The organism is Imperialibacter sp. EC-SDR9 (assembly GCF_902498805.1).
Classification (GTDB): domain Bacteria; phylum Bacteroidota; class Bacteroidia; order Cytophagales; family Cyclobacteriaceae; genus Imperialibacter.
The window spans coordinates 1-22,838 of the sequence record NZ_LR701606.1 but is presented as its reverse complement, the minus strand read 5'-3'; the positions used below and the strand labels follow the sequence as shown (position 1 = coordinate 22,838).

Below are 22,838 nucleotides of genomic sequence, written 5' to 3'. Positions count from 1 at the left end.
ATTAACCAGCACATGGGGATCCAAATGAAGAGAGTTTTAACCGCAGGCCTTTGCCTTGTCGCTACGGTGGCCGTCTTTTTAAAACAGCAGGCGCCAGTTTTAAACAAAATTCAGCCCAAACTTAGTATCAAGCACCAAAGATTGTTGGAGAAAATCAGCGAGGAAGGGGAGGGTGAAGAAAAACAGGATGGCTATTCCAGATTTGCTGAATTCCACCGACTGTTGCGAACACCTGACGGCAAGCCTGGCCCCGAATATGATTTTAATTATAAGCTAAAGGAGCTGGAAAGGTCGACGGCAAGAATGGCCAATTTCAGAACTTTGGGGACAGTGCTGGACTGGAAGTCCAGGGGGCCTGGAAACATACCCGGCAGAACAAGGGCACTTGTTGTCATGCCAAACGATGCCACGGGCAACACCTGGCTGGCTGGGTCTGCCGGTGGGGGTGTCTGGAAAACTACAGACAGTGGCGCCAGCTGGACAAATATGACGCCAGACTTGCCCAACCTGGCTGCGGCTACGCTGGCGGTTTGCGCCACCAGTCCGGCAATTATTTATGCCGGTACGGGCGAAGGCTTTGGGAACCTCGATGGCATCGGCGGCGCCGGCATTTTTAAGTCGACCGACGGTGGATCCAGCTGGGTGCAGTTAACTTCAACAGTTGCTGACAATTCGTTCCGGGTGGTCAACAGGATCATTGTTGATCCAAACAACCCCAACCTGGTAATAGCCTGTGCTAATACATCAACCAACACATTCAATACAGCCACTTCCGGTATCTTCAGAAGCACTGACGGCGGAACTACATGGACGAAGGTGTACACCTCCGATGAGCCCGTTCAGCAGGTAATAGCGGCACCTGGCGATTTTTCGGTGCAGTATGCGGCCGTGCGGGCGGTAGATGTTTTAAAATCTACGGATGCAGGTGCTACCTGGTCAGCCACATCATCCAACCTTAAGTCCTCGGGAAGAATTGAATTGGCTGTGTCAGCAAAAAGTCCGCTAAAAGTAGCAGCCTCAGCCGAAGGAAGCCTGAGCGGAGAGGCAGGTGCCGATCTTTTCATCAGCGAAGATGGTGGAACTAGCTGGGCTTATGTTTCCGAGAAGGACGAAAACAACTTTGACTTTCTTGAGCAGGGCGACTACGACAACGCCATCATGTTCCATCCCTTTCTCGACAATGTCGTTTACGTGGCAGGTGTCAACATCTTCAAATTCACTATCGACTCTTCCGCTCCTTCCCTCATCAAGTCTGTTGAGACGTTCGAAAAAACTGGTGCCTCATCGTTTATCGATTTCACGCCGTTCAACGGCAACAACTTACCCGGGCTGGAAATCGGGGACGTTGCCGCTGAGGAACTGGTGGATGTGGAAATAAGATTCGGGCCAGGCATCAACCAGCTTGCAGCCAGATTCACTGTGAACAAGCAGGGTGCAGGAGTGCCAGCAGCCCAGTACCTGTACAAAGACTATGTGGAAGTCCCTTTTCAGGTTTGGGACGTTACCAATAACAGGCAGCTGATGGCTTCATTTCGGGACCAGCAGGAAGATGGGGAATTCACACTGATTGGAGCCAACACCGAAGGAGACGGTAGCACGCACAGCAGGGAGTACCTCTTTGTTCATCTTGTCGATTATTCGACGACAGTAGATGCTGAGATTGCAAAAAATGGTGGTCATGAGTACCAGATGGAACTCAACCTTTGGCCGGTGCTGGCTAGCGGAGGCGCCTGGAGTCCCAAGAGCCTTCCGGACTCAAAGTTGAATATCACATTTTCAAGCATAAGCAAGCTCAAAAAGCAGGTAACTATTGTGGCCGATGGTTATGGAGAACATACCGAATTTTCAGGGGGGAGTGTCATTAACCCTACTTCCTCCATCCATGTCGACCACCATTCATTGACAGCAGGCACAATTTCCACCTCGGACTCTACATTCAGAATAATTTCGAGTAACGATGGTGGCGTTTATCATTCGACCGTAAGCAAAGACCCGGGTACCGCCAATGGAGATTGGACATTTTCGGGAACGGGCATGGTTACAGGGCAATTTTACGGAGTGGATAAACGACCAGGCGTAGACCAATATATTGGAGGCCTTCAGGATAACTCGACCAACATCTCTCAGGAGGGTACCTCACCTGGCGGCAATGCGAGCTACACACGGGTGATTGGTGGCGACGGCTTCGATGCAGTCTGGAACTACGGAAATGCTGCGCAGGTAATAGGGTCTGCTCAGTTCAATACTTTTTTTAAGTCTTCCAACTTTGGCGCCCCTGGCAGCTGGATCCCTGCCGTCTCCGGTTTGCCTCAGGACGACACAGAGACTGACTTCCCCTTTTTCTCAAGGCTGGGAAACTCCAAATCTGTGCCTGAAGTACTTTTCTGTGTTGGCACAAACGGAGTTTACAGGTCAACCGACTTTGGCGATAAGTGGGTGTCGGGCCAAATGGACACAGATTGGTCATACAGAGGTTCGTTCACCAACGTTGAAGTCTCTCAGGCCAACTCAATGATCGTTTGGGCAGGAGGCGCTATGTCTTCCAATCAAACCTTGCAAGTATCCACAGACAGAGGAAAAACTTTCAAAAAAGTAAACAACTACACAGGCAATGCGCAGCTCAAAGGCGTGATCACGGGGATTGCTACTCACCCAGCGGACGACAGCACAGCTTATGTGCTTTTTTCATATGCTGGTTTGCCTAAAGTAGTAAGAACAACAGACTTGGGGCAAACATGGCAGGATCAATCAGGCTTCGAAAGTAGCGCCAATGGAGTTGCGGGCTTTCCGGACGTAGCGGTGTATTCCCTTTTGGTGCTGCCAAATGACCCATCGGTAATCTGGGCAGGGACAGAAATAGGCATTTTCGAAAGTGCTGACGCTGGCCAATCATGGACACGTCTGGCTGGTTTACCAGCTGTTTCAGTTTGGGAAATGAAGGTGGTGGATGATCAGGTGGTGATAGCCACTCACGGAAGAGGTATTTATACAGCACAGCTTTCCAATGTTCCACAGGTTACGATGGCTCCCTTTATCCAATCGCTTGGTGTGAAGCCGTCGGGCCTTGTTAATCTGGAGGCTCAGCTACGGTCGACTTACGACAGCACTCAGGTGCTCGTAAATAATCAGGCAATCAAAACGCTTGGCCCCAATACTGCCGGAGACACAAGTATTGATTTTTTCATTGATGGAGAAAGTGAGATAGAGGTGGTTCTTCGCTCATTTAAATCAGGCAAAGAATTTGTGTCCATTTCGAAGTCTGCGGTGTCGGATCTCAGGGCTCCCTCATTGAGCTATTCCAGCACCTTTGATGACCCTCTGGCGGCAAACGACTTTACAGGCAATGGCTTTTCAGTGGCAACGCCGGTTGGTTTTTTGTCGTCGGCTATTCACTCCAGGCATTCTTATGATGAAGACACTACATACGTCTACAAACTGCTAACTCCTATCGTAATAAGTGCCGAAAACCCAACCTTCAAGTACCGTGACATAGCCATTATTGAAACCGGCGAAACAGGAACTGTGTTCGGAGACGATGAATTCTACGATTTTGTTGTAGTGGAGGGCTCTACAGACGGAGCAAACTGGACGCCCATTGAGGATGGGTATGACGCAAGTTATAACGCAGCCTGGCTGAGCACTTACGATAACGAAGGCAAGGGTAATGAAGGGCTGTACGTGCAGCATTCTGTTAATTTGCTCGACACGTTTAACCAAGGTGACACTGTAATCTTCCGATTCAGACTCTTCTCCGATCAGCTTAGCAATGGCTGGGGCTGGTCCATCGACGACCTCAAGATTCAGACAGAAAGCGACAACACCCTGACTGCCACAGGAAATAGCCTTGACACATGGAGCTTATACCCCAATCCTGCTGGTAATTTCGTCACTCTGGGGCATCCTGACAGATACAGGGGACTACTTGGTGTAACTATCCTTAACATGGGCGGACAAAAAATGCTTCAAAAGGAAATGAATGTTATTTCAAAGAGTACAGAAGTTAACCTTACCACTTTAGAACCGGGCATTTACATCTTAATTGCCCATTTTACCGACGGCGAAAAAAAATTCCGATTACTGAAAGAATAAAAATTGATTATTCCAAGTTTACTTTTCTTAACATTCTCAAAATATTGTTCGGCGACCTCCCCCAATTTGCGTGATCTCGAAAAATTAAATTAAGCAAAACAGCATTTTATGTGGGTTTTGAAAATTTCACAACGCTTGATTTGATATAATGTGACGCCACGAAAGAATCTTAGATTTTTTTGAGATTTCAGTGAAAAACTTTAAGTTTGAGTTTACTTACAATCGAAAACTATTACCTATTTCCAACTTTAAACAAAACAGTATGAAGAGGATTCTACTACTATGTTTCATGCTGGTTTCAGTCTTCGTATCCGAAGTCTGGGCCCAAGACAGGGTGGTGTCAGGAACAATCACATCTACAGATGATGGTTCTTCTCTACCCGGTGTGAACGTTGTACTTAAAGGTACAACCGTAGGTACCATCACTGACATTGATGGTAACTACAAAATTAGTGTTCCCGCAGCAGGCGGAACGCTCGTATTTTCTTTTATTGGTCTCACCACTCAGGAATCTGAAATTGGTGCAAGATCAGTTATTGATGTTGCAATGGCATCTGACGTTAAGCAATTGACTGAAGTAGTTGTAACAGCTGTGGGTATTGAGAGAGAGAAGAAGGCACTCGGTTATTCCGTAGCCAACCTTTCATCTGATCAGGTATCTCAGCGTGCTGAGCCAGATCCTCTGCGTGCTATGCAGGGAAAAATGCCAGGTGTTAACATCACAGGTGGTAACGGTGCTCCCGGTTCATCCACTAAGATCAACATTCGTGGTATTTCTTCAATGACTGGTAACTCCCAGCCACTTTTCATTGTTGACGGTATTCCATTCGACAACAGTGTGAACGGTAATGATGATCCAGGATCAAACACAGTTACTTCTAACCGTGCATTTGATATTGATCCAAACAACATCGAAAGTATTTCTATCCTTAAGGGTGCTGCGGCGTCGGCGCTTTATGGTTCCAGAGCGACAAACGGTGTTGTGGTAATCACAACCAAAGCAAGCAAGAAAAATACTAAGAAGGGAATGGAGATCAGCTATAATGGCTCTGTCAACTGGCAGGAGATTTCCGGTATTCCTGACTATCAGGATGTGTATACTCAGGGTTCTAACCAGGTATACAACGGTGGTTTCATCGGTAACTGGGGTGCTCCTATGCCTGACTACGTTGATCAGATCAACCAGCAGTATGGCACTAACTACACCAAGACTTACTCTTTGTACCCTGATGGTGCTCCTTATCCTGACGGCACAGCTAGTAACCCGATAAGCAACAGATACCCAGGCTTGTTCCCTGATTTGATGCAGGATTACACAATGCCTGATGGCTCTGTAAGAAGCGTATCCGCACCTTACAAAATAGAGCCACATGATATCATCGGTGAATTTTTCCAAACAGGCCGTGTAGTCGAGAATGGAGTAACACTTTCATCTGGTTCGGAAAAAGCTAGTATCAATACTGGCTTCTCAAGAATGAATCAGGAAGGTATCGTTCCTAACCAAACTATCGACAGAACTACTCTTTTCTTTGGTGGTAATGGTCAGCTTGATAACGGACTATTCGTTTCAGGTACAGTAAACTATGTAAATACAAATCAGGTTTCTCCACAGTCAGGTGCCAGTGCATTCTCTGACTACTATGGTGGACAAGCGACAAACTCAATTTTTGCTCGTTTGTTTTACCTTCCAAGAAACTTCGACTTGAATGGTCTGCCATTTGAACACCCTGTTGATGGTTCTAACATATTTTATAGAGCACTTGATAATCCACGTTGGATTGCCAAAAACAACCTCTATGAAAGTAATGTAAACCGTGTGTATGGTAACATTACCGCCGGCTACGATGTCACTGAGTGGTTCAACGTAACTTTAAAAGGTGGTGTTAATACTTACCATGATTTCAGAAGAGATTTGATAAGACCAGGTGGAATTGCCGTTCCTAACGGTGGTGTTACTACAGACGATATCTCCAACACTGAGCAGGATTATAACCTGATCATGACGTTCAGCAAGGACATCAACGAAGACCTTAGCTTCCGTGCTTTGGTAGGTATGAATGCCAACGAAAGAAAGTATTCAAGAAGAACGATTGGTGGTGCTAACGTAATCACAGCTAGCCTGTTGAAGACAAATGCAACTTCTACTCAGATTGTACTTAGAGACTTTGACAGATTGAGAAGACTTATCGGTGTTTATTCTGATCTTTCTCTTTCTTACAAGGATTTTCTTTTCCTTAACGTAGTAGGCCGTAATGACTGGTCGTCTACACTTCCTCAGGGAGCGAACAACTATTTCTATCCAGGCGCAAGCCTTTCGTTTGTGTTGAGCGATGCGGTGACTATGCCGTCATTCATCAACTTTGCAAAGTTGCGTGTAGCACAAACTAAAGTGGGTAGAGATGCTGACCCTTATCAGGTTAGAACTGTCTACGCATTGGGTCTGCCGATTGCTTCTCCCAGGTATTCAGGTGTTTTCAATACAGCAACTTTGGGTAACACCCTCGGAAACGCAACTCTTAAGCCAGAGTTTACAGACGAGTTTGAGGTAGGTGCCGAAGCCAGAGTTTTGAATAACATCATTGGTTTGGATGTGACATACTTCTCCAGAAGTTCTACTGACCAGATAGCCAGTGCTGCCGTTTCACGCTCAACTGGTTTTACTCAGGAGATTGTAAACATCGGAGAGTTGACTAACAAAGGTTGGGAAATCGGCCTTGACGTGACTCCTGTTAAGCTGTCCAATAGCTTTACCTGGAATTCTTACTTCGCATTCACGAAAATCAAATCTGAAATTGTTGATGCAGGCCCAAGTGGTGAAATCTTCATCGGTGGAGCAGGTTCAACTTTTGGAACGATCCATAGAAATGGTGCTCCTTACGGACAGATCTTTGGAACGAGCAATGCAAGAGACGATGAAGGCAATATTTTGATTGACAAAAACACAGGTCTTCCTTTCCCAACTCAGACTTCAGGAATCATTGGTGATCCTAACCCTGATTTCACACTTGGTTGGACAAACACATTCTCATTCAAAGGCGTTACTTTGAAGGCGTTGATCGACTGGAAACAAGGAGGAGACTTCTATTCCTTTACTGCAGCTTCTTTGATGCTTCGTGGTCAGCTAGCTAACTCTGTTGATCGTGAAGGTCTGAGAGTGGTACCAGGTGTTTATGGAAGCAACCAAACTTATGCTGCTACTCTTGATGAGAACGGTAACAAAATTCGCAATACTACACCAATTACTGCTTTTGACTCCCACTTCTCTAACGGATGGGGTGCTTACGGACAGGATGAGGTAAACGTATATGATGGAACGGTTATTCGTTTGCGTGAGTTGAGCCTTGGCTATTCACTTCCAAAATCAATTCTCGATGGTACACCTTTTGGAAGAGCTTCCATTTCGTTGACTGGTCGTAACCTTTGGTTCCGTGCGCCTAACGTATTAGAAGGCTTGAATCTGGATCCTGAACAATTGACAGCGACGGCAGACTCTAATCAGCAAGGATTCGAGTACGGAGCGACACCTACTACTCGTCGTTATGGCTTCAATGTTTCACTTAGCTTCTAATTGAGGCTTAATAAAATGAATGAACATATGAAAAAATTACATAGAAAAGCTTTAGCTGCATTTATGTCGCTAATACTTTTGTTCTCTGTTTCTTCGTGCGACATCTTCGATTTGGATGTCAACACAGATCCTAACAACCCATCAGAGGCAGCGGTTGATCTTCTGCTGGCCAATGTGTTGTCGAACATGTCTTCCTCGTTGGCAGGTGGGTTCAACGGTTCTTCTACAGGGTTCATGGCACAGACTGATAATAGTGATAATTTTAATTTCAGCAATGCGTCATGGAATGGTACTTGGAATTTTCTCTACAGCGGCCCTCTTAAGGACCTAAACGAGTTGGTTGCGGCTGCAGAAGCACAGGGAAATAACCCCCGTTATCTTGGCATTGGCCAGGTGCTGAAGGCATACTACTTCAGCACTATGGTAGATTTCTTTGGAGACGTGCCTTACACGGAAGCGTTTCAGGGTGATGCTGATAGTCCAATCAAAGAGCCAGCTTATGATGACGATGCTGCCATCTATGCCGACTGTTTGAGTCTGTTGGATCAGGCCATTGCTAACTTTGCCATCACAAGCACGGTGGCGGTAAGAGGTGACCTTATCTACAACGGTAACATGACTCGTTGGAGAAAACTAGCCAAAACTATGAAGTTGAGGCTGTTGCTTCAAACAAGGAACGTTAGCGATGTAGCTGGCCAAATTCAGGCGCTCGTTACGGAAAACGATTTGATCACCAGTGCGGCTGATGATTTTCAATACGAATTTCCAACTGCAGTCACTCCTGATTTTAGACACCCATGGTACCAGGCTGCATATGCTGGTGGAGAAGCTGGGTTTAACTACTTTGGACACCAGTTTATGTACGAGATGTTGTTGAATGGTGACCCAAGATTCCCGTTCTACTTTCACCGCCAGACTACAACTGTGCTAAATCCTGACGATCCGACGGACAAGCAAACGATCCCTTGCTCTCAGAGAACAGATTGTACTTACGGATACTTTGTGTTGAATCCTAATATTACAAACGCCCTGTTCGGCTCAGACCCAGATGGACTTTCTTCATCTGAAGAGGCTTATCTGGCGGGTATATTCGGGAGGGACAGAGCTGATCCATCAGGTATTCCTAACGACAACCCTATCAGGACTATCCCTGGTTCTTATCCAGCCGGTGGTGTGTTTGATGCTACTGCTGGTTCGGGCGGAGGCAATAGAGGGTCAAGTGTAGGTTACTTTCCTATGCTGACAAGCTGGATGACTAAGTTCTATCTTTTGGAAGCTTCCATCACTTTGGGAACTGACATATCAAAAGTGGCAGCAAGCGAGTCTGCTCTGCTTAACTCTGCATTGACTGATCAAATGAACAAAGTTTGGGATTTTGGTTCTCGTGGTCAAACAGTAGCGGCTGATGAGTCTACCTGGGGCACTGCCTATAGCTGGCCTGTTACTTTCAAGACCCGAGCTGCTCTTAGGGCTGAAGTTTTAGCTGCCTACCCTACAGGTGGTAGCCAGACCGCCAGGCTTGGTTATGTGCTGAAGCAAGCATGGTTTGCTAACTTCGGGAATGGCATTGAGCAGTATAATGCCTTCCGCAGAACAGGGCTTCCTGCTGATATTCAGACGCCGCTTCAGTTGCCTCGTCAGTTTGCGCTACGTTTCCCGTATGCGCAGGATGAACTTAACCTGAATAGCAAGACTCCGGTTATCATTTATGACAATCCTTCTGCTGCAGTGTTCTGGGATACACTTAAGTTTCAGTTTTAATTAGTTAATTAGACAATTATGAAAAAACTAAATAAATATATCCTGGTGCTGCTGGCAATGGTGGTTGTTATCCCTGCCTGTAAGGACGAGGATTTGGTAATACTACCCGATTGGGAATCAGGTGTCAATGCATATACAGTGGTAGCTGAAGGCTCCAAAGGTGACTTTCTAAGCGGTAACGCTGCACAGGACATTACCTTTGATATGCTGTGGAACTCTATTGACGGTGACAATACAGTGACGAAAATAGAGATTTTCGCATATTTCAGCGAAGCTTACACTGACCCTGACGGTAACCCTGCTGTAGCCAACTATGGTGGTGCAGATGGTGTGTCGTTCCTAACAATAGAAGGCGCCGCAGTGCCTGCTAACAAGGTGACAACATCATTCACTATTTCTCAGGATGATATGTATGAGATGTTTAAGGACTCTTCCTTTGATTACGATAAGGACGGCACGGCTACTCCCGTTTGGAGTAACCCTGACAAGCCTAATAGAAATGCCAGCAGCACAAACTTTAAGTTTGTACCGGGTGACTCTTTCTCCATTCGTTGGGAGTTGACCACCGCTGATGGTAGGTTGTTTGATTCATGGTCTCCTTCAGTTTGTACTGAATTTCCTGGATCCAACTGCTCATATGCCTGGGCGATCGTTTGTGCAGCGGAAATTTCCAAGCCAGTAGGTGACTGGTCATTCCAGTTGACTGATACGTACGGAGATGGTTGGCAGGGAGGCTATATCAGCGTTCTTGTTGATGGTGCTGAAGCTGCGCAAGTGAAAATACCTGACGGCGGTGGTTCGTCGGGAAGTGCAACTGTAAGTGTTCCTGCAGGAACCACATCACTTTCCTTTGAGTGGAGCGACGACACCTATAACAGCGAGTGTGTGTTCAAAATTATTTCGCCAAGCGGAAATGTCGTTGCCGATATTTCGAATCCGTCTGCTGGTAAAATTAAATTGGATCTTTGTAGTGAATAATTGAATTTTAAATAAATATCTAAAAGCCACCCAAGTTTTTGGGTGGCTTTTTTTATGCACCTCCGGTGGTTGTTTTTGACAGTTTGTTAACTGAATGTGGCGACGTTAGATTTCATCCCGTAATGAGTGAAGATGATGTTCGGAAGGCCGAAGGGCATCTATACAATTGGGATGGAATTGGATCGAAATCTTGCTGGCGCTCCTACTTTTCGATGTAATATAGAACAAGGTTCATCATTTCGCTGGTTGTATTCCAGCCGTATTGTACATCCTGGGGCGGAAATGTTGGGTTTGCTGGGTTTCCAGCAGTATTGTCGTAGGAAGCTTCCACTTTGATAATGGAACCTTTTGGTATTTGCACCAATTCTTTGAATTGATAGCTGGTCTGCCAGTTAAAATCCCACTTGTTTATTCGTATTAAAGGTATTTCTGTTTTTTCTGGAGTAATTGCATAAGCCTTAAAAGAACTGCCCAGATAATGCATGTGGGGCATCACAGCAATCACTTCAATTGTGGTGTCTAGCAGATAGACGGCCTCGAAATACGGCTTGGTATTTTTAGGAATTAGAAATCGGTTATTCAGGATGTATTCTTCCGTAATAGTAATGGTTTTAACCTCCTTTTCTATTTTTCCTTGGGCCAGGTATAAATTGATAACAGAAAGATCCTCTTCTTTTACAGAGGAAGGTGCGTAATGTATGTTGAGGATCAGGTCAACATCCTTATTGATCTTCTTACCGGTTCCTTTGGGAAAGAAGATGGGGAAGTTGCCAGGTACCCAACCGTAAAGAAACCTGTCAAGAGGAGGATATTTGTTGAATTGCCAGATGGCTGAATCGTTGGCCGAGAGGCCTTCAATATGCCGAACCATATGGCTGGTGTCCGTCATAATGCGGCTATGGTGGACCAGCCTTTTGTTGCCAGGAACAAACTCAATTGCTTCAAGGTAGGTGTCCTCGGCAAGGTGGGTGGGGATATTGAAAAACCTATAGTCGTCTTTTCCGGCATCACTAATCGTAAAGGGACTGCGCATGGCAAAGCTTAGGTCAGGTTTGCGTTCTGGATATGGACCCGTAGGCACATCAATTGATTGCGCATCCTTTTTGTCTCCTTCTTTTTTTCCTTGCGTTACCCAGGCTTGTATGGAGGCTATTTCTTCGTTGGTAAGCAAACGTTCGTTTAGGTAAGTTTGGTAGGAAGGATCGGCTTGCCAGGGCGGCATATATCGTGTTTTGGTAACATACACGATAAAGTCTGCCTTGTTTGATACATCCTGGTAAGTGATAAGATTAAATGGCCCGGCTTTTTCCGGCTGATGGCATGGAGTGCAATTTTCATGAATGATCGGAGCTATGTCTTTGTGGAAAGTCAGCACCTCACTCTTCTGTGCAGATAAAGTATTGCATTGGAAGGCAATAATGAGCATTGCTTGAAGGAGCTTAATCAAAAGTACTTCTTTCCTCATGAATAGGGAGCTCGGATGATAATATGCCTGTGCACTAAAATTACCATAATTTTTTTATCACCACATGGTAAAAGCCGACGTTTAGTAGTATTTCTCTTCGGATAGATAGCCTTTTACATAATCCGCAACCCCACTTTCCAACTCTGTAAAAGGCTGATCATATCCGACAGACCTTAGCTTAGCCATATTGGCCTCGGTAAAGTACTGATACTTGTCCCTGATGTCCTCAGGCGTGGGTATGAACTCAATGTCAGGCGTTTTTCCCAATGCGTTGAACACTGCCAGCACCAGATCTTTAAATGTTCTCGCACGGCCAGATCCAAGGTTGTAAATGCCGCTGTCCTTCCTGTGGTGCATCAGAAACTGGCAAATGCTGCACACATCCATCACATACACAAAGTCACGCATTTGTTCACCGTCTTTGTAGGCTGGATTGTGCGACTGGAAAAGCTTCATTTTGCCTGTTTTCTTTATTTGATGGTAGGCATGAAGAATCACAGAGGCCATTCTTCCCTTGTGATATTCATTGGGGCCGTATACGTTGAAGAACTTCAGGCCAGCCCAAAAGAACGGTTTCTTCTCCTGTTGCAATACCCAGATATCAAATTCATTCTTCGATTCACCATAAGGGTTCAACGGCTTGAGCTCGGAGAGCCTTGATTCATCGTCGTCGTAGCCAATTTCCCCCAGGCCATAAGTAGCGGCCGACGACGCATACACCAGCGGAATTTGATAGAGCGTACACAACTCAAAAACCTTTTTCGAATAGTTGGTATTCAGCTTCCAAAGAAGCTCTCGATCAAACTCGGTAGTGTCTGTGCGTGCTCCCAGATGAAAGATGAATTCTATCTGCTTTTGATTATTCTCGATCCAGCCGAAGAAGTCATCCCTGTCCACACGTTCTATGAGTTGCTTCTCTTCGAGGTTTTTGTTCTTCTCTTCGTTGGAGAAATCATCAACAGCCACAATGGCCCGGAAGCCCTTCTTGTTCAGGCTTGAAATAAGGCAGCTTCCAATAAAGCCAGCAGCACCAGTTACTACGATCATTCAGAGTTATTTTGCCCAAATATAGGGCTAAATAGCAGCCCAATAAAGCCTAAAGGCTGAAAGCCTGCGCAACACGCACACATTCTTCTTATATTTGCGAAAATTTGTTGGGGAATGATTTACGTAAGCAGGAAGGAACATTTTAACGCAGCTCATAAGCTATACAATCCGGCGTGGTCAAAGGAGAAAAACGAGGCGGTTTTTGGCCCTTGTGCCAACGAAAACTGGCATGGGCATAATTTTGACTTGATCATAACAGTCAAAGGAATGCCCGATCCGGAAACAGGCTTTGTCATTGACCTTAAGAAGTTAAGTACGCTCATTCGCACAAGGGTTATCGACAAAGTAGACCACAAAAACCTTAACCTGGATGTCGATTTTCTCGAAGGGAAAATGGCGAGCTGCGAGAACATAGTATTTGAATTCTGGAAGATACTCTTTCCAGGAGTCAAAGAAATTGCACCAAACGCAACTTTACATGCCATCAAGCTTTACGAGACGCCCCGCAATTACGTAGAGTATTTTGGAGAATAGCATCCTTTGCCTGCCATACCCTCACTAACCACCCAAACCCGGACCGAATGAAGTATTTTTTGATTGCAGGAGAGAGGTCTGGAGACTTGCATGGGTCTTTTCTAATCAATTACTTAAAGAAAGCCGACCCGGAAGCGGAAATAGTGGGGTGGGGTGGCGACTACATGGAAAAGGCTGGAGGCATTGTTCTCAAGCACTATCGGGAGCTGGCGATCATGGGTTTTTGGGAGGTGATCAAAAACCTGAGAACCTTGGCGAGGCTTCAAAAGGAGTGCAAAAACAGCATTTTGGAGTTCAACCCGGATGCGGTGGTTTTTATCGATTACCCGGGGTTCAACCTGAGGATTGCTGCCTTCACCAGGGCAAAGGGTTTTACCAATTTCTACTACATTTCTCCTAAAGTATGGGCGTGGAACCAAAAGCGGGCGTATAAGCTGAAGCGGCTGATCGATAGGCTTTTTTGTATTCTTCCATTTGAAGTGGAGTTTTTTAAAAGGTATGAGTTTGACGTCTCCTATGTGGGAAATCCTCTGAAGGAGGCTATTAGGTCATATGATTTCGACGAGCAGTTTTTAGGTGCCTGGGCGGGGAAAAAAGTGATCGCCGTGCTGCCGGGAAGTCGGGCGCAGGAGGTAGCCAATGTGGTGGAAATGCTCAAGCAGACAGTCCCGGCAAAGCCAGAGTTTCATTTTCTGGTGGCAGCAGTTGACAACCTTCCTGATAGTGCCTACGAAGCACTAAAGCATAGCGGCGGAAACGTAGAGCTGGTTTACAACAAGACTTATGAAATCCTCAAACTGGCTGAGGCCGCTATAGTAACTTCTGGCACTGCCACCCTCGAAGCAGCCTTGTTAAAAGCACCGCAAGTTGTTATTTATCGAACCAGTGGCATTTCCTACGCCCTGGCCAAAAGGCTTATCAAGGTGCCTTTCATTTCTTTGGTCAACCTGATAGCAAACAAGGAGGTGGTAAGGGAGCTGATTCAGGACGAAATGTCACCCGATAATGTGCTAAAAGAGCTCAACTCTATCGTCTCCGATAGCAGCGGATGTAGAAAGGCCATGTTGCAAGGCTACGATTTAGTAGACTCGATTATTGGAGATCAGAACGCTCCGGAGCAGGCCGCCCGGGAAATGGTATCTTTCTTGAAAAAAAAGGCCTAAGCGGCCTTTAGTCTTTTGAACTTCGATTTGTTCATTTTCTCTTCAGCGTAATCCTTGCTGATGACCAGCTTGTCGATATCCTTCGATGAGGGAATTTCAAACATCGCATCGTTAACGATTACCTCGCAGATAGATCTTAGCCCCCTGGCGCCAAGCTTAAACGCTACGGCTTTGTCGACGATAAAGTTCAATACTTCGTCGTCAAACTCCAGCTCCACGCCTTCCATCGCAAACAGTTTCTTGTATTGTTTGGTCAGTGCGTTCTTAGGAGAGGTAAGTATTTTTTTAAGTGTCTCCTTATTTAAAGGATCCAGGTAGGTGAGTACCGGCATACGACCGATAAGCTCCGGAATCAAACCGTAAGACTTCAAATCCTGCGCCGTGATGTATTGCAGAAGGTTATCCTTGTCAATAAACACGTCGTCTTCCTTGTCAGCGCCAGCAGCAAAACCGACAGGCCTGGTTGTCATTCTCGACGAAATCATCCTGTGAATACCATCAAAAGCACCTCCACAGATAAACAGTATGTTTTCTGTGTTCACTGTGATCATTTTTTGGTCGGGATGCTTCCTGCCGCCCTGAGGCGGCACATTCACCTGAGTACCTTCAAGCAACTTTAGAAGTGCTTGCTGAACACCCTCTCCGCTCACGTCACGGGTAATAGATGGGTTGTCCGATTTTCTCGCAATCTTGTCAATCTCGTCTATGTAAACGATCCCTCTTTCGGCCGCTTCCACGTCGTAGTTGGCAGCTTGCAGCAACCTCGTCAGGATACTTTCAACGTCTTCTCCCACATAACCGGCCTCGGTCAATACCGTAGCATCAGCTATGCAAAAGGGCACCTGCAGAATTTTGGCCAGAGAACGGGCCAGATAGGTTTTACCTGTCCCTGTTTCTCCCACCATTATGATATTGGACTTTTCTATGACGATATCATCATCCGTTTTTTCCTGCGTCAACCGTTTGTAATGATTGTACACAGCCACGGAAATAACCTTTTTGGCTTCATCCTGGCCCACAACAAACTCATCAAGGTGATTTTTTATCTCAATAGGCTTGATGAGGTTGAACTTCGGCTTCGCAGTGCTCGTCCTTGTTTTTGTTTCTTCTTGCAAAATTTGCTGAGCCTGCGAAATACATTTATCGCAGATATGAGCATGTATACCTGAGATCATCAGGTCGACATCCTTTTTGTTTCTCCCACAAAATGAGCAAGTTACTTGGGCCATCTTATCTTCCAAAAGTACTTTATTTAGATGATTTTCTCTGTAAAACTTCGTCAATTAAACCATACTCCTTCGCTTCGGTTGGTCTCATCCAGTTATCCCTGTCAGAATCCTTCTCCACTTGTTCGTAAGGTTTGCCAGTATGGTTCGAAAGAATGGTGTACAAATCCTTCCGCAACTCCTGCATTTGTCTCAGGGTAATCTCCATGTCCCTGGCCTGCCCTTGCATGCCGCCGCTCGGCTGGTGTATCATGATCCTTGCATGAGGCAATGCAGAACGCTTGTTTTTGGCGCCACCTGCCAACAACACCGCACCCATTGAAGCAGCCATGCCTGTGCAAATAGTTGCTACATCAGGGGTCACATATTGCATAGTGTCATATATCCCCAGGCCCGCATAAACCGAACCACCAGGGCTGTTCACATATAGCAGAATATCTTTCTTTGCATCTACAGACTCCAGAAACAACAACTGGGCTGTGATAATATTACCTATATTTTCTTCTACCTGCATGCCGAGGAAAATGATCCTGTCCATGATCAGGCGGGAAAAAACATCTATTTCCGCAAATCTTGTTGGTCTTTCTTCGATAACCGACCGGGTCATATTCTCCACTCTGCTTGCATATTGATCGAAAACAGAGCCCGAAATCCCCTGGCCTTTCACTGCGTATTTCCTAAACTCTTCTTTTGAAAGCTCTTGATACATTTGACGTATTGTTAATGGGTTGACACAAAAATAAAAAAAAAGCCCTTCTGTGAAAGGACTTCAATTTAACCCAAAAAGTTGGTTCTTAGTTCATAGGCAGGTCACGGAAATCATCAAGACTAACTTCCTTCGACTTAATGGTCACCTGTGACTTGATGTACTCCATTACTTTCAGCGTTTGAACCTGATTGTGAACTTTCATGTAATTGTCACCATTCTCCCCCTGAAGGTAGTTGTTAACAAACATATCGATGCTCGATTCAAACTGAGATCCCATGCCACTGCCAGCCAGCTGCCTTCTGATCAACTTTCTGGCCTCTTCCATCACATCCTCGTGCTCTATTTTCAAATCCTGATCCTTGCTGATTTTGTTTCTGATAAGAGACCACTTCAATTCTTTGGTGTAAGCATCAAACTCTTTCTCGATATCTTCCGGGGTCAATTGCCCTTCATTCGTTCTCAGCAACCAGCTTTTCAAAAAGCTGTCAGGAAGCTCAAGTTTAGTGTTTTTGATCAGCTCATTTCTGATTGACCTGTCAAGGAACATGTCCGTTTCTTGTTGGTAGTTTTCAGAAATGGTTTCTTTTATTTTTTGTTCAAACTCTTCGTTTGACTTAACGGCGTCTTTGCCAAACGTCTTGTCGAACAATTCCTGATTGACCTCGGCTTTAGCCACCCGGCTAATATTTTTTACTTCAAAAGTATATTTGCCCTTCAGTTTCTTGGCCTCATCTTTGGTAATGCCCAGAGCGATGGCCAAATCTGATTCTTCTTTGAAGAGCTTTTTGATATCCACCTCAACAATAGCTCCTTTAGCTAAGCCAACTAGTTTTTTTGCCTCTTTTGGCGAAAGTTTGTCGGCATAAAGCACAATGCTTTCCTCTTTAGCGTCATCTTCTGCTTTCAGAACGCCGAAAAGGTTGTCTCCCTCGCCTGCAGTTTCCTGATCAGTGGTTTCGCCGAACTGACTTTTCAGGTTTTCAACTGTTTCCGCAATTAGCTTCTTATCGACTTTTATCGAGTATGCCGTCACGCTGACCTTTTTCGAAAGGTCAATTGAGAATTCATCAACCAGACCAACGTTGTATTCAAATTCAAAATCCTTCTGCACATCCCAATCAATGTCCTGCGCTTTTTCAACATTGGGAAGAGGCTCGCCAATGATCTCCAGTTTGTTGTCCTTGATGTAATCCGACACTTTGTGAGAAAGCATATGGTTCACTTCATCCACAAGGATCGACTTGCCATACATTTTGCGAATCATGCCCTGAGGCACCTTCCCTGGGCGGAAGCCTTTAATGGAAGCTTTACGACTATACTCCCTTATTTTTTCTTCAACTTTGGGTTGATAATCAGTTTCTGAAACCTTAATTTTAATAAGGGCTTCTGTCTTAGTAATCTTGTCGAGTTGAATATCCAATGTTGTAGAATTTTGTTGAGTCAATCCAATATAAAAAAACCCTCTCAGCAATTGCGTAGGAGGGTTTGTTTTTTAGTGCGGGTGGAGGGACTCGAACCCCCATGCCTTGCGGCGCTAGATCCTAAGTCTAGTGCGTCTACCAATTTCGCCACACCCGCTTTTGAAAACGGAATGCAAATGTAGAGAAATATTTTGTTTTGTCAACGTGTAGTAACAAAAATTTGTTTAAATAGGTATTCGTTAATAAAGTAACATGCAGGCGGTAGACATTGAGGAAGAGAAGCGGGAAATAATTCAGAGGTATAGGCGCTTGCTGCGACTGGCAAAGCCACTTCTGAAAGATGGAGATGCCAAGCTAATCAAGAAGGCATTTAATACGTCTATGGAAGCCCATAGGGAAATGAGGCGGAAGAGCGGTGAGCCGTATATTTTTCATCCACTGTCGGTGGCGCAAATTTGCGTGGAAGAAATTGGTTTGGGTACCACGTCTATTGTGGCAGCCTTGCTGCATGACGTGGTGGAGGACACTGACACTAGTATTGCTGATATTGAGCGGGAATTTGGGCCGAAGATCGCCAAGATCATTGATGGCCTCACTAAAATATCCGGTGTTTTCGAGTACGGTAGCTCCCAGCAGGCCGAAAACTTCCGAAAAATGCTACTCACCCTTTCCGAAGACGTGAGAGTAATTCTCGTGAAGCTGGCCGACAGGCTGCACAACATGCGAACGCTTGGCAGCATGCCTCGCAATAAGCAACTGAAGATTGCTTCTGAGACAATTTATCTCTATGCCCCGCTGGCTCACCGACTGGGACTGTACACAATCAAATCTGAACTCGAAGACTTAAACCTCAAATTTACCGAGCCCGATACCTATAAGTCTATTGCTAATAGTATCAGCCAAACCAGGGCTTCCAGAAACAAGTACATCAGATCTTTTGTGAGGCCAATACAGTCGGCCATAGAAAAATCTGGTTTGACGGTTGAAATCAAAGGCCGCCCCAAATCGATATACTCTATATATAATAAAATGCGCAAACAGAACATTCCTTTCGAGGAAGTGTACGACCTGTTTGCCATCCGAATAATTATCGACACTGAATACGAAAACGAAAAGGCGGCCTGCTGGCAGGTGTATTCCATTGTTACCGACTACTATCAGCCCAACCCCGACAGGCTTCGTGATTGGATTTCCACATCGAAAGCAAATGGTTATGAGTCTTTGCATACTACGGTAATGTCACACCACGGCAACTGGGTGGAGGTGCAAATCAGGTCTCGCAGGATGGACGACATTGCGGAAAAAGGATATGCAGCCCATTGGAAGTACAAAGAGAATAAATCAAATCCACAAGAATCCGGGCTGGAGCAGTGGATCACCCGGGTGAGGGATATGCTGGAGCAAAATGATTCCTCAGCGATTGAATTCGTAGACGATTTCAGATCCAACCTCTTTCAGGAGGAAGTTTTCGCCTTCACGCCGAAGGGTGATTTGAGGACCTTGCCACATGGTGCCACGGCACTTGACTTTGCCTTTGACATACACACCCAAATTGGGGCACGTTGCATCGGGGCAAAGGTGAATCAAAAGCTGGTTCCGCTCAATCATGTATTGAAGAATGGAGACCAGGTTGAGATTCTCACCTCCAGCAAGCAAAAGCCCAACGAAGGATGGCTTCGGCTTGTTGTAAGCTCAAAGGCGAAATCAAAGATCAAGGATCTTCTGAAAGAAGAAAGGAAAGCAGCAGCAGCAGAAGGCAAGGAAATAGTACTTCGAAAGCTGAAGCAAATGAAGTTGACGCTTTCCAGTGAAATCTTGGATCAGTTGGTGGCATATTTTGGTACTAAAACACCACTTGAGTTTTTCTTTGAAGTAGGTAAAGGCAAGATCGACTCAAAGGACATAAAGAAATTCAAGGACTTCAAGGAAGGGAATATTCAAAGGAATGGCCATAAAATTCAGGATGCCCGTGCTTTTGAAAAGCAGATCACTGAAGTAAAGGGCAAAGATCATGACCTGCTGCTGATCGGTGAGGACATGGATGTGATTGACTACAAATTCTCCAAATGCTGCAATCCAATTCCTGGTGATGAGGTTTTTGGCTTCGTAACAGTCAATGAAGGCATCAAAATCCACCGTACCTCATGCCCAAATGCGCCCGAGCTTTTGTCCAACCATGGTTACCGGGTGGTGAAGGCAAAATGGGCGTCTCAGCAGGCAATAGCTTTCCTTACAGGGCTGAAAATTACCGGCACCGACAGAATGGGAATGATCAACGACATCACTAAAGTGATATCGGATGAACTCAAAGTGAACATGCGGTCGATAACTATCGACACCGACAATGGGATTTTTCAGGGTGGAATTAAGTTATATATTCAGGACACGAAACATCTTGACACCCTGATTCGGAAACTCGAGGAAATTAGTGATGTTTACAGCGTCTCCAGATACGATGACTTAGAGCAGCTTGACTAAGCCAGCTTTTACTATATTTGTGACTTTGAAAGTATGGTACTCAACGAAAAAATATTCTCGGAGGTAAAAAAGATATTTACAGCTTACCTCGAAAAAAAGGAGCTGAGGAAGACTCCCGAACGTTTTGCTATCCTGGAAGAGATCTACTCCAGGGGTGGCCACTTTGATGTTGAATCTTTATACATAAGTATGAAGAACAAAAACTACAGAGTGAGCAGAGCCACGGTATACAATTCGCTTGACTTACTTGTTGAATGCGACTTGGTCTCAAAACATCAGTTTGGGCAAAACATGGCCCAATACGAAAAATCATATGGTTACAAGCAACACGATCATTTGATTTGTACCGAATGCCATAAGGTAATGGAGTTTTGTGACCCACGAATCCAGAATATTCAGAATACCGTCGGCGATTTATTGCACTTCGATGTCATGCATCATTCTCTTATCCTCTATGGCAACTGTACGAATGCCTCTTGTGGCAACAGAGAAGAGCTGGCCAAAACAGAAAAAGCATAAAATTTACTTTCTAATTTTTAAACTGAGCTTTCTCCTTATATAATTGCGCCTGAATGAAATACACACATAACATAAGCGACAAAATACTTCATCTTCATTTTGAAGGCGACTTAATCGGCGAAAACAACGGAGCCGAGTTGGTAGAGATAGTCAAAGATGCTATCGATAAACAGGTCAGCCTTTGTGCGCTTTACATAGAAGATGTCAGGTATATCAACAGTAGCGGCATAGGCGTTTTGATAACAATACTTACAAAATTCAGAAACAAGGGTGGAGAAGTAGTGCTCGTTAATCCTTCTGATCATGTCAAAAAGCTGCTGGTGATCACAAAGCTCAATGCTATCTTCTCTATAGTAGACAGCAAAGGGGAGGCAGTGGAAAAACTTAAAAAATCTTAAACAAATGGCGGTAGATGTACTTTTGGGCCTTCAGTGGGGAGACGAAGGTAAGGGAAAGATTGTGGACGTTTTGGCGCCCAAATACGATGTAATCGCCAGGTTTCAGGGCGGACCAAACGCAGGCCATACTTTGGAATTCGACGGTATAAAGCACGTACTTCATCAAATTCCATCTGGAATCTTCCATAGCTCTATAATCAATATCATAGGCAATGGCGTGGTGCTTGATCCGATAATATTCAAGAAAGAAGTAGAGGCTTTGTCGAAATATAATGTCGACATCAATGGACGGCTCTTTATTTCAAAAAAGGCTTCTCTTATTCTCCCAAGCCACAGCCAGCTTGATGCTGCCTACGAAAGTTCAAAAGGAGAGAAGAAAATTGGCTCTACGCTAAAGGGGATTGGCCCAACCTATCAGGATAAAGTGGCAAGGCTCGGACTCAGGGTGGGCGATATCCTGTCACCCGATTTTAAAGCAAAGTATAATGCACTTAAAGAGCAGCATCTCAAGATACTCGACTTTTATAACTACGTCCACGATTTCTCCGAAAAGGAGGAAGCTTTCTTCAAAGCGGTTGACTTTCTAAAGGACTGCCAGCTTATCGATAGTGAGTATGTGATTAATAAGCATATTAATTCCGGAGCTAAAATACTGGCTGAAGGCGCTCAGGGTTCATTGCTCGACATAGACTTTGGAAGCTACCCCTTTGTCACCAGCTCAAATACGACGGCTGCCGGGGCCTGCACCGGTCTCGGAATAGCACCTGGCAACATTGGTGAGGTCTACGGCATCTTTAAAGCCTACTGCACAAGAGTGGGAAGCGGGCCGTTCCCAACTGAGCTCCTTGAGGAAACTGGCGAAAGGCTTAGGCAAGTTGGTCATGAGTTTGGCGCTACCACAGGCCGGCCCAGGCGTTGTGGCTGGCTCGATCTGCCAGCACTGAAGTATGCTATCATGATCAATAAAGTCACATCCCTTTTCATGATGAAGGGAGACGTGCTTACGGATTTTAATCCGCTCAAGATATGTACTAGCTATTCAGTTGATGGCAAACCGACGGACGAATTGCCTCACGACCTGATAAATGGCAACTATAGCCCTGTCTTTTCTGACTTCTCCGGGTGGAATGTCCCTATCAACAAAATAAAAACTTACGACGCTTTTCCTAAGGAAGTACATCAGTATATCTCCTTTATTGAAAAAGAAGTCAATGTTCCAATTAATCTAATCTCCACAGGACCAGATAGAAGTGAAACAGTCCTGAAAGATTTTAAGTAATTTTTTAGAATAGGGTTGCAAAGTATAACAGAAGAGTAGTACCTTTGCATCCCTTCTAAACGAAGAAGGAATTCCAACTGACCTACTGTTCTATTCCTTCAAAAAATATTTATAAAATAATTTTTGGATTTAGGGAAAAGAAGTGATTACCTTTGCATCCGCTTTCAGAGGCACGGCCAAAGAAAGAGGTGGCAACGAGGCGG

The 22,838-nt window shown here is 45.1% G+C and carries 15 protein-coding genes and 1 tRNA gene; 10 read left to right on the top strand and 6 right to left on the bottom strand.

The window, feature by feature from the left end; translation table 11 throughout:
- Positions 1–24 precede the first annotated feature (24 nt).
- The 4 genes from GC130_RS22650 to GC130_RS22635 all read left to right on the top strand — a co-directional run bounded on the left by GC130_RS22650 (position 25) and on the right by GC130_RS22635 (position 10,396).
- Positions 25–4,089, top strand: coding sequence for a T9SS type A sorting domain-containing protein (locus tag GC130_RS22650; RefSeq protein ID WP_193217956.1), 4,065 nt, complete (start codon positions 25–27; stop codon positions 4,087–4,089).
- Positions 4,090–4,351: 262 nt separating this feature from the next.
- Positions 4,352–7,657 (top strand): SusC/RagA family TonB-linked outer membrane protein, encoded by a 3,306-nt coding sequence (locus GC130_RS22645; RefSeq protein WP_152000644.1) that lies wholly within the window; start codon positions 4,352–4,354, stop codon positions 7,655–7,657.
- Between the two features lie 27 nt (positions 7,658–7,684).
- On the top strand, positions 7,685–9,418 hold the full coding sequence (locus tag GC130_RS22640) for a SusD/RagB family nutrient-binding outer membrane lipoprotein (RefSeq protein ID WP_193217955.1): 1,734 nt from the start codon (positions 7,685–7,687) through the stop codon (positions 9,416–9,418).
- A gap of 18 nt (positions 9,419–9,436) precedes the next feature.
- The gene (locus tag GC130_RS22635) at positions 9,437–10,396 is read left to right on the top strand and encodes a hypothetical protein (RefSeq protein ID WP_152000642.1); all 960 of its coding nucleotides are present in this window, start codon (positions 9,437–9,439) and stop codon (positions 10,394–10,396) included.
- Between the two features lie 202 nt (positions 10,397–10,598).
- On the opposite strand, the gene GC130_RS22630 is transcribed toward GC130_RS22635, so the two are convergent.
- Together GC130_RS22630 and rfaD are read right to left on the bottom strand one after the other, a co-directional pair.
- Positions 10,599–11,861: a hypothetical protein gene (locus GC130_RS22630; protein WP_226940589.1), complete on the bottom strand. Its 1,263-nt coding sequence runs from the start codon at positions 11,859–11,861 to the stop codon at positions 10,599–10,601.
- An 81-nt stretch (positions 11,862–11,942) separates the two neighbouring features.
- A complete protein-coding gene (gene rfaD / locus GC130_RS22625) occupies positions 11,943–12,908 on the bottom strand; it encodes an ADP-glyceromanno-heptose 6-epimerase (protein ID WP_152000641.1) in 966 nt (321 codons plus the stop codon).
- Between the two features lie 114 nt (positions 12,909–13,022).
- Here rfaD and GC130_RS22620 point away from each other — a divergent pair, with 114 nt between their 5' ends.
- A complete protein-coding gene (locus GC130_RS22620) occupies positions 13,023–13,442 on the top strand; it encodes a 6-carboxytetrahydropterin synthase (protein WP_152000640.1) in 420 nt (139 codons plus the stop codon).
- A gap of 47 nt (positions 13,443–13,489) precedes the next feature.
- Positions 13,490–14,605 (top strand): lipid-A-disaccharide synthase, encoded by a 1,116-nt coding sequence (lpxB, locus tag GC130_RS22615; RefSeq protein ID WP_152000639.1) that lies wholly within the window; start codon positions 13,490–13,492, stop codon positions 14,603–14,605.
- Here the strand turns inward: lpxB and clpX are convergent.
- From clpX to GC130_RS22595, 4 genes are all read right to left on the bottom strand, one after another.
- Positions 14,602–15,834, bottom strand: a complete 1,233-nt coding sequence (gene clpX / locus GC130_RS22610) for an ATP-dependent Clp protease ATP-binding subunit ClpX (protein WP_152000686.1) — start codon at positions 15,832–15,834, stop codon at positions 14,602–14,604. The two genes, lpxB and clpX, sit on opposite strands and share 4 nt — an antisense overlap.
- Positions 15,835–15,853: 19 nt before the next feature.
- Complete coding sequence (locus GC130_RS22605; RefSeq protein WP_152000638.1) at positions 15,854–16,540, bottom strand: ClpP family protease; 687 nt, start codon at positions 16,538–16,540, stop codon at positions 15,854–15,856.
- A gap of 85 nt (positions 16,541–16,625) precedes the next feature.
- Positions 16,626–17,960, bottom strand: a complete 1,335-nt coding sequence (tig, locus tag GC130_RS22600) for a trigger factor (RefSeq protein ID WP_152000637.1) — start codon at positions 17,958–17,960, stop codon at positions 16,626–16,628.
- A 76-nt stretch (positions 17,961–18,036) separates the two neighbouring features.
- Positions 18,037–18,118, bottom strand: a tRNA-Leu gene (locus tag GC130_RS22595).
- A gap of 95 nt (positions 18,119–18,213) precedes the next feature.
- Between GC130_RS22595 and GC130_RS22590 the strand changes: the two genes are divergently transcribed.
- From GC130_RS22590 to GC130_RS22575, 4 genes are read left to right on the top strand one after another with little or no spacing between them, the layout of a single operon-like run.
- Positions 18,214–20,439: a bifunctional (p)ppGpp synthetase/guanosine-3',5'-bis(diphosphate) 3'-pyrophosphohydrolase gene (locus GC130_RS22590; protein WP_152000636.1), complete on the top strand. Its 2,226-nt coding sequence runs from the start codon at positions 18,214–18,216 to the stop codon at positions 20,437–20,439.
- A gap of 33 nt (positions 20,440–20,472) precedes the next feature.
- Positions 20,473–20,958, top strand: coding sequence for a Fur family transcriptional regulator (locus GC130_RS22585; RefSeq protein ID WP_152000635.1), 486 nt, complete (start codon positions 20,473–20,475; stop codon positions 20,956–20,958).
- Positions 20,959–21,011: 53 nt separating this feature from the next.
- On the top strand, positions 21,012–21,356 hold the full coding sequence (locus GC130_RS22580) for an STAS domain-containing protein (RefSeq protein ID WP_152000634.1): 345 nt from the start codon (positions 21,012–21,014) through the stop codon (positions 21,354–21,356).
- Positions 21,357–21,360: 4 nt separating this feature from the next.
- A complete protein-coding gene (locus tag GC130_RS22575) occupies positions 21,361–22,635 on the top strand; it encodes an adenylosuccinate synthase (RefSeq protein ID WP_152000633.1) in 1,275 nt (424 codons plus the stop codon).
- Positions 22,636–22,838: the final 203 nt, after the last annotated feature.